Annotated in this window: 9 protein-coding genes; 7 read left to right on the top strand and 2 right to left on the bottom strand. The window is 60.9% G+C overall.

From position 1 onward, the window contains the following. Positions 1-210: 210 nt before the first annotated feature. Positions 211-840 (bottom strand): TetR/AcrR family transcriptional regulator, encoded by a 630-nt coding sequence (locus F3H58_RS26885; protein ID WP_149744426.1) that lies wholly within the window; start codon positions 838-840, stop codon positions 211-213. Between the two features lie 122 nt (positions 841-962). Between F3H58_RS26885 and F3H58_RS26880 the strand changes: the two genes are divergently transcribed. Continuing rightward, positions 963-1,382: a nuclear transport factor 2 family protein gene (locus F3H58_RS26880; RefSeq protein ID WP_149744425.1), complete on the top strand. Its 420-nt coding sequence runs from the start codon at positions 963-965 to the stop codon at positions 1,380-1,382. A gap of 434 nt (positions 1,383-1,816) precedes the next feature. On the opposite strand, the gene F3H58_RS26870 is transcribed toward F3H58_RS26880, so the two are convergent. Then, complete coding sequence (locus tag F3H58_RS26870; protein WP_149744424.1) at positions 1,817-2,383, bottom strand: FMN-dependent NADH-azoreductase; 567 nt, start codon at positions 2,381-2,383, stop codon at positions 1,817-1,819. A 96-nt stretch (positions 2,384-2,479) separates the two neighbouring features. On the opposite strand from F3H58_RS26870, the gene F3H58_RS26865 reads away from it, so the two are divergent. From F3H58_RS26865 to F3H58_RS26840, 6 genes are all read left to right on the top strand, one after another. Continuing rightward, on the top strand, positions 2,480-2,848 hold the full coding sequence (locus F3H58_RS26865) for a winged helix-turn-helix transcriptional regulator (RefSeq protein ID WP_502706434.1): 369 nt from the start codon (positions 2,480-2,482) through the stop codon (positions 2,846-2,848). A 130-nt stretch (positions 2,849-2,978) separates the two neighbouring features. Beyond that, complete coding sequence (locus F3H58_RS26860) at positions 2,979-3,410, top strand: MarR family winged helix-turn-helix transcriptional regulator (RefSeq protein WP_149744423.1); 432 nt, start codon at positions 2,979-2,981, stop codon at positions 3,408-3,410. Positions 3,411-3,482: 72 nt separating this feature from the next. Next, complete coding sequence (locus tag F3H58_RS26855) at positions 3,483-3,992, top strand: (2Fe-2S)-binding protein (protein WP_149744422.1); 510 nt, start codon at positions 3,483-3,485, stop codon at positions 3,990-3,992. After that, positions 3,989-4,975: an FAD binding domain-containing protein gene (locus tag F3H58_RS26850; RefSeq protein WP_149744421.1), complete on the top strand. Its 987-nt coding sequence runs from the start codon at positions 3,989-3,991 to the stop codon at positions 4,973-4,975. Before F3H58_RS26855 ends, F3H58_RS26850 begins: the two co-directional genes overlap by 4 nt. Further along, a complete protein-coding gene (locus F3H58_RS26845; protein WP_149744420.1) occupies positions 4,972-7,284 on the top strand; it encodes a xanthine dehydrogenase family protein molybdopterin-binding subunit in 2,313 nt (770 codons plus the stop codon). The genes F3H58_RS26850 and F3H58_RS26845 overlap by 4 nt, the downstream gene beginning before the upstream one ends. Before the next feature lie 71 nt (positions 7,285-7,355). Next, the gene (locus tag F3H58_RS26840; protein WP_149743459.1) at positions 7,356-8,075 is read left to right on the top strand and encodes an alpha/beta fold hydrolase; all 720 of its coding nucleotides are present in this window, start codon (positions 7,356-7,358) and stop codon (positions 8,073-8,075) included. The last annotated feature ends 31 nt before the right edge of the window (positions 8,076-8,106 follow it).

The raw sequence follows: 8,106 nt of genomic DNA, 5'->3' as shown, positions 1-8,106 counted from the left end.
CTGGTATCCACTCCAGCGCCCCGATGAGATGGCGACGGCACTGAACACCTTCTGGAGCAGCTAATCGATCAGAGCACCCGAGCAGCAGCGAGAGGATGACACGCGAGTCTTCCGCCGCCGTGAGGCATCTTCGAGCCGGCAAATAGTGCCGAAGAACCAAGTGTTCTCCGGCAGCACGAACAACCATGCGAGGCTGTGCCAAACTGACAGTCAACGTCCTGGCCACATTTTCATAAATGTCGCCACGGTCTCGTTCAGTTCTTCCTCACTTGCGCCTCCGCTGGCGGCAACAAGGAGACCGTCCGTTGTTGCCTTCAGCAGCATGGCCAATCCACGGGCACTAATCGTTGGGGGAATATCTCCTTCCCGATCGGCACGCTCAAACCGTTCAAGGAGCCTCGCGCGCCAAAATCGGCTCTTCTCGAGCACATATTCACGTATGCCCTCGTCGCCTGGCGCATAGGCGTTGGAGTGGACCACGCCCATGCTACCTTTCGGACTCGCGGTATTAGTCCGCAAATTAATCGTTGCTCGTAAGAGATGTTCGGCAACACCTCGGCTGGTAGGTTGTCCCAGGGCGTCCAGCATGTAGGCTGATTTCTCGCGCTCGTATAGCTCCATAACCTGCTTAAAAAGCTGCTCCTTATCCCCAAAGGAAGCGTAGAGCGTCGCACGGCTTATACCCATCGCCGCAATAAGAGTGCCGATGCTCGCGCCCGTATATCCATGTTTCCAAAACACCTCCATGGCCGATGCAAGCGCTGCATCCTCATCGAACTGCCTTGGCCGGCCCGGTCCGGCGGGTCGGCTCAGATTTGAAAGGGGGGCATTCGCGGTCACGGCTAGGATACCTCACGGAGTTGACAATTTGGAACGATCGTTCTATCTATTTTTGGAACGATCGGTCTGGTGAGCTGCTGAAAGTCAGATTTCGACGTTCCGTTACAACGAAGGAGTAACTTATGTCATATTCGGAGCAAGAGAAAGCAAACCTGCTCGCCATCAAGGATGCCCTCGCCGCATCGGCACATGACTTCACCAAATTTTTCGCGGAGATGTTCGCCGAAGATGCTGAATGGACCATTGCAGGTCACGGTCCCGTCGCGCGAACCTATTTTGGGATGGAAGATCTTTTTGCCAACGCGGAAGAAGCGTTGTTTTCCCGCTTCGCCGAACCCCTGAGAGTGGAACCAAAAGGAGTATGGGCTGATGGGGATCGCGTCTTTGCACATATCGAGAGTGCGACCACGGCCAAAGATGGCAAGCCTTATGCCAACAGCTATATGTACATCATGTCGATGAAAGACGGGCGGGTGGTATCTGGCATCGAGTGGCTAGACCTCAATGCCTATTACGAGATTCTGGACCGAGTGCAGGTGTGAGGACAACGGCTAGCATGCCTCGTGAGTGCCTGGAGCCTTTTCGCGGCGCCGGAGGTTCCCTTGATGACTGCCGTGCTGGTGACGGCGTGCTACGAGCGCTTCGAGAACATCATCGACCTCCTCAATCGTATGGGCCACGAGGCGAGCAAAAAAGATCATCGCCAGTGATCTTATTGCATTCGACAATTCCGGCCGCTCCTGAATGAGCCGTTCGACAAGGTGCAGTTCGCGGGGTGGTGGTTGAATTCTCACCACCGCCCTGGGTCGGCGAAAGGCGATTTCTTTCAAGAAGGCGGCGCAAACGCAAAACTAGCTTTCTCCGGCCCCCTTCGAACCCGCACTATCTGGATGTACCATTGCCTAGGCTTAGGGTAACTTGAGTCAATCTGGCGCGCTTTCTTTGTGTGTACTGAATGGCGTCAGTGTTCACGCAGCTACTTAAGAGTAAGCGCCGCGATCGAGCGTTCAGCCCCCGCGATCGCCGCCGCTTTCTCCTCTGCTCCGACGAGCAAGCCCTCGGCTATCACGAACTCAGGCGTTACGCCGATGAAGCCAAGAACTGCCCTCAGATAGGTTTCGACATGCTCGTACCCTCTCATAGGTCCATCTTCCTTGTAGTAGCCGCCTCTTGAGAGCGCCACGATGATGCGCTTGTCGCCTGCCAGCCCGACCGGACCCGTTTCTCCATAGCGAAATGTTTTGCCGGCGATGAGAACGCGGTCGATCCAGGCCTTGAGCTGGCTCGATACCGCGAAATTATACATCGGCGCCCCAATCACGACGATATCGGTGGCCAGAAACTCGTCGAGCACCAAGGTGCTTTCCCCCGGCGGGGGCATGTCGGCCAGCGTCAAATGAGCGAAAGGCGCGGCGACGAGATCGCGATAGGCGATCTCAATATCGGTAGAAATGGATTTAAGATGATTGACGATCTTGGCAGAGAGCTGGCGACTGACCGAATTCTCGCCTGTAATGGCGCTATCGATATGAAGAAGTTTCATTTTGTGCCTCACTTACAATTTGTTCCTGTCTTCTATTTGCGATAGGACAATGGTCGCCGCAAGACGGCACATTTTTGTAACCGGAGGCACTTGGGTGTGACCGACAACCGCATCGAACCTGATCCAGGAAACTGCATGCTCGTCGTCGATGTGCTGGCCAGAGTGGGCAGCAAGTGGAGCATCCTTATCATCGGCGCACTCGGCCAAGGCCCGCGCCGCTTCAGTGAACTGAAGCGCGACGTACAGGGCATCTCCCAACGGATGCTGACACTGACTGTTCGCGGGCTGGAGAGGGACGGTCTGATTGAGAGAACTGTTACACCCAGCATACCGCCGCGCGTTGATTATGCCCTCACCGAGCTCGGCCGCTCCTTACTAACACCGGTGAGCGCTCTCGCCGAGTGGGCATCGGAAAACCGGACGGCTGTCGAACGCGCGCGCGTCGCGTTCGACAAAAGTGCATAGTGGTACCAGAGGGTCGCAAAACACTATCTCTAATCCTTGAAGGGGCTGGTGACTGTCAGGCTATTTTCGCTGCCCGGACGGCAGGCTGCACTACTGGCCAATCGATGCCCAGATGCGCTATGTGGAGAGCATGAGTGATCCGACAGAAGAACAACTTGCCGCGCTCGGCGCTGCGTTCGAGACCTTTGCACGCCGATACAAGCTTGCCGACGCGTTACGTTCGGAGCGGCCACTCGCCGAGCTCGACAAGGCGGTGCTGCTCTACGTTGCACAGCATCCTGGCTGCGGCCCGACCGATGTTGCGAGATTTCTTGCCGTACCCACCACGACGCTGTCGTCGGCCACGGACCGGCTGGTAAAACGCGGTTTCCTGAAGCGCGAGCGCATTGAAGCCGATCGCCGGGCCGTGGCCCTCACGCTGAGCGAGGCCGGCGCGATGTATGCGCAGGCCCAGGTCGACGCCTATCGACAGATGCATATGCTGATGCTTTCTCGCCTTTCGCCCGACGAACGAGATCAATTCATCGCGATGATTTCCAAAATCGTCTACAACGACGGTTGAATAGTCCGAACTTCGTTATATCTTGTGGAATGTGCCGCACGATCGGCATGGCACAGCAGATGGAGCGAAGTCATGACGATACGGGTAAACGGCACGGAAGTTTCACCGCCCGATGATGCGAGGGTTTCGCTACTCGACCTGTTGCGCGAGCATCTCCACCTCACCGGCACCAAGAAGGGATGCGACCAGGGCGCCTGCGGCGCCTGCACCGTTCTGCTCGATGGCAATCGCGTTTTATCCTGTCTCACGCTCGCCGCGCAGGCGGAGGGAAGCGACGTCCGGACGATTGAAGGGCTCGCCAGTAAGGACGACGATTTGCATATGCTGCAGCAAGCCTTCGTTGCGCATGACGGCCTCCAATGCGGCTATTGCACCCCGGGGCAAATCTGCTCGGCAATCGCCATGGCGGACGAGCTGCGGCGGGGCCACCCCAGCTACGTGACGCTCGATATCGCAGAAAATCCGCCGCCGGTGACGCGCGCGGAGATCCGTGAGCGCATGAGCGGCAATCTCTGTCGCTGCGGCGCGCATAATGGCATTGTTGAAGCAATCGAGCACTTTCTGAGGGAGACTGCGGCATGAGGGCGTTCGAATATATGCGCGCGGCGGATCGGGCCGATGCTGTGGCGCGCGCCGGAAGTGGCGCCAGGTTTCTTGGCGGTGGAACCAACATCGTCGATCTGCTGCGCCAGAATGTTGAACAGGCAAGCGAACTGGTGGATGTCAGCCGGCTGGATGGCACCATCCGCGAAAGCGATGGCGGCGGACTACTGATCAACGCGTCGGTTCGGAACGCCGCCCTTGCCGCACACCCGCTCGTACGCCGCCGCTATCCCGTGCTTTCACGCGCGCTGCTCGCCGGTGCCTCCGCGCAGATCCGCAATATGGCGACAGTCGGGGGTAATATCCTCCAGCGTACGCGCTGCATGTATTTTTACGACGTAGAGGGCGCACGCTGCAATAAGCGGCAGCCGGGCACCGGCTGCGACGCACTTGAGGGTTTCAACCGCTATCATGCGATCCTGGGCGCGTCGGACCAGTGCGTTGCAACCCATCCTTCCGACATGTGCGTCGCGCTCGCCATGCTCGATGCCGTGATCCATCTCTCCGGACCCGATGGCGAGCGATCGATCCCGCTGACGGATTTTCATGTTTTGCCGAACGCCTCCCCACACATCGAGACCGTGCTGAAGCGCGGAGAGTTGATCACCGGCGTTGAACTGCCGCCGCCTTCGGACGCAGTCACGCATTCCGAATATCGCAAGGTCCGCGATCGCTCCAGCTACGCTTTTGCACTGATCTCCGTCGCAGGCGGACTGGCGCTGACGAATGGACGCGTTACCGAAGCCCGGATTGCGCTCGGCGGTGTCGCGGCCAAGCCATGGCGGGCGGCGCGGGCGGAAGCGGCGCTGATCGGCGTTGCGCCGACCGAAGAGGCTTTCCTGGCTGCAATCCGCGAAGAACTGGCCGGCACGCAGCCGCTGTCGGGCAACGCTTTCAAGATTGTCCTCGTAGAACGAACGGTGGTCGCTCTGCTGGCCGCGCTCGCAGGTACACGCCAATGACCAAGCTGCAGAATGCCATCGTCGGCGGCGTACGCGCTGTCCTCGGCCACGTCCCGGCGAGCTGGTTACCCGGCGGTACCCCGGATCCGTTGATCGACAAGCGCGCCGCGCTCGGGACGCAGCAGTCGCGTATCGACGGGCCTGATAAGGTCCGCGGGGCGGCACAGTTCGCCGCAGAAGTTCCGATGGAAGACCTCCTCTATGCCGCCTTCGTCCATTCCACGATCGCCCGCGGCAACATCGCCGACCTCGACGTGTCCGCGGCCGAAGCGGCGCCCGGCGTCGCGCTGGTCATGACCCACCGCAACGCGCCCAAATTGGCTGTTCCGCCGACCGTGGGACTGACCAACCTCAAGGCTGCCGGTAATCACACATTGCCGATCATGCAGGACCCCGAGATCCGCTGGAACGGTCAGGTTGTTGCGGTAATCCTCGCCGAGACGCGCGAGCAGGCCGATCACGCTGCCACCTTGGTCTGCGTGCGCTATAATTGCGCACCGGCCCGTACCCGGTTCGAGGAGGGCAAGAACAGCTCCTATACTCCCGAGTCGATCCTCGTCGAGCGCAACCGCCTGGACAAGGGCGATGCACGCAGGAAGCTCGCCGAGGCAGCCTTCAAGGTTGACGCCGTTTATACGACGCCCTGGGAGAACCATAATCCAATCGAACCTCATGCCGCAACGATTGTCTGGCGGGATAGCAAGCTGATCGTTCACGACGCGACCCAGATGATACACGCTACCTCCGGTTCGCTCGCGAAGGTTTTCGGGCTGAAGGCGGACGCGGTACATGTGAGCTCGCCCTACGTCGGTGGCGGGTTCGGCGCGAAGGCCATGTGGGATCACCAGATCCTTGGTGCCGCTGCCGCAAAGCTCGCGGGCCGTCCGGTGCGTGTCACCCTCTCGCGCGCCGGCATGCATCGGCTGGTCGGCGGACGCACCCGGACCGAACAGCGCGTGGCGCTGGGTGCGGACGCGGAAGGCAAACTCACGGCGCTGCTGCACCACGGCTATGGCGTCAAGCCGCTGCACAGCGTCTGCGACGAGGGGTTCAGCCTCACCGGTCGGTCGCTCTACGCCAGCGAGAGCTTCGATGTCGTCCAGCATCATGTGGATCTTGACCTGTTGGCGAACAGCTTCATGAGGGGGCCAGGTGAGACGCCAGGCACCTTCGCGATCGAGTGCGCAATGGACGAACTGGCCCACGCGCTCGGCATGGACCCCGTCGAACTGCGCCGACGCAATGCCGCAACCCGCGACCCTGTGAGCGGGGCACCGCACTCGCAGAACGCGATGATGGAGGCTTATGATCTCGGGGCGGAGCGCATCGGCTGGAGCCGGCGCACGGCTAAGCCCGGCACGCGGCGTGAAGGCGAGTGGCTGATCGGCATGGGCTGCGCGAGCGGCACCTTTCCGTTCACGCGGATGCCTGGCACGTCCGCCCGGATCACCATCGACGGCGATGGACATGCCCATGTCGCCAGCGCGGCGCACGAAATGGGCATGGGCACCGCGACGGTCCAACGGCAGCACGCTGCCGATCGCCTGGGCCTTCCACTCGATCGTGTCACGGTGACGATCGGGGATTCGACCCTGCCCTTCGCAAGCTTCGCCGGCGGGTCGTCGCAAACCGCCTCGCTTGCGGCGGCCATCAGCGCGGCGAGCGGAAAGCTTGCGGTTGAACTCATGCGGCTGGCTGGCAACGACACGCCGCTGGCGGGCCTAAAACCGAGCGAGGTCGAGTTCTTCGACGGCGGCTTGCGCAGCGTCGAAGATCCGGCCCGTCACGAAAGCTTCGCCTCCATCCTGCGCCGCGCGGGTCGAGACGAATTGAGCGTGGTCGGGGAAAGCGGTGCTCCGCTCGAGATTCTCAAATTCTCGATGCACAGCACTTCGGCAATCTTCTGCGAACTGCGTGTCAGCGACGTCACGGGCGAAATCCGCGTGGACCGTCTGGTCGGCGCCTTCGATTGCGGACGCATCCTGAACGCTAAGACGGCGACCAGCCAGTTCAAGGGTGGCATGATCATGGGTCTCGGCATGGCCTTGACCGAGGAGACCCTGCTAGACGAACGGACCGGACGTATAATGAGCACGTCTCTGGCCGACTATCATGTGCCGGTGCACCTCGACGTGCCCGACATAGATGTCCTGTGGACCGACATCGCTGATCCCCGTACGCCGCTTGGTGCGCGCGGGATCGGCGAAATCGGCACAACCGGCGTGGCTGCAGCCGTCGCCAACGCCGTCTTCAATGCAACAGGCAAGCGCGTGCGCGACTTGCCCCTTACACTCGACAAACTTGTCTAAGCCTTGGTCGTCTGTGGTCAAGGCTTTGAATACCCTGGCTGCTGGCGCGGTTCGCAAGCAAGGAGATCAGCATGCCCGCCTTTTTCGTGCACGGCGTCCCCGAGACGCACCGGCTATGGGAGCCCGTCATCGAAAGGCTCAGCCGGAAAGACATCATTGCCGTCGACCTGCCGGGATTCTCGTCAGCTGTTCCCGATGGCTTCGATGCATCAAAGGAGGCTTATGTCGACTGGTTGATAACGCGCATTGAAACAGTCGGCGAGCCGGTCGATCTGGTGGCGCACGATTGGGGAGCGATCATGACCCTTCGCTTAGCGTCGCTACGGCCCGATTTGGTGCGGAGCTGGGCGGGCGGCGGCTGCGCGATCAATGCCGGCCATCCGTGGCATCCCTTGGCGAGGATCTGGCAGACTCCAGGCGAGGGCGAAGCGTACTTCGCCGACCTTGACCGTGCTGCGATGGCGACACGTCTGTTAGAGGACGGATCGTCATCGGCCGACGCCAATCGCATCGTCGCGGACGTGGACGGCCGGATGGGAGACTGTATCCTGCGGCTTTACCGCTCGGCGCTGAACGTCGGGCGTGAATGGCAGCCAGGCCTCGCCAACATAACCGCCCCGGCGCTAGTCATTCACGGTCGAAAGGATCGACCGGTTCCGCCGGAGATGGCGGAGGCACTGGCGGGCGACATCCGGGCGCGCGAGCTGGTACTGCTCGACGCGGGTCACTGGTATCCACTCCAGCGCCCCGATGAGATGGCGACGGCACTGAACACCTTCTGGAGCAGCTAATCGATCAGAGCACCCGAGCAGCAGCGAGAGG

Source organism: Rhizobium sp. NFACC06-2 (assembly GCF_900101425.1).
Lineage (GTDB): Bacteria > Pseudomonadota > Alphaproteobacteria > Rhizobiales > Rhizobiaceae > Agrobacterium > Agrobacterium leguminum.
Note: the sequence above shows the minus strand (reverse complement) of the source record. Positions and strands in the feature narration are given on the sequence as shown.

What these genes read in the sequence shown, in the direction of transcription:
- F3H58_RS26880 (WP_149744425.1), top strand. Translation starts at nt 963, where the DNA reads ATGTCATATTCGGAGCAAGAGAAAGCAAACCTGCTCGCCATCAAGGAT.
- F3H58_RS26870 (WP_149744424.1), bottom strand. Translation starts at nt 2,383, where the DNA reads ATGAAACTTCTTCATATCGATAGCGCCATTACAGGCGAGAATTCGGTC.
- F3H58_RS26860 (WP_149744423.1), top strand. Translation starts at nt 2,979, where the DNA reads ATGAGTGATCCGACAGAAGAACAACTTGCCGCGCTCGGCGCTGCGTTC.
- F3H58_RS26855 (WP_149744422.1), top strand. Translation starts at nt 3,483, where the DNA reads ATGACGATACGGGTAAACGGCACGGAAGTTTCACCGCCCGATGATGCG.
- F3H58_RS26850 (WP_149744421.1), top strand. Translation starts at nt 3,989, where the DNA reads ATGAGGGCGTTCGAATATATGCGCGCGGCGGATCGGGCCGATGCTGTG.
- F3H58_RS26845 (WP_149744420.1), top strand. Translation starts at nt 4,972, where the DNA reads ATGACCAAGCTGCAGAATGCCATCGTCGGCGGCGTACGCGCTGTCCTC.
- F3H58_RS26840 (WP_149743459.1), top strand. Translation starts at nt 7,356, where the DNA reads ATGCCCGCCTTTTTCGTGCACGGCGTCCCCGAGACGCACCGGCTATGG.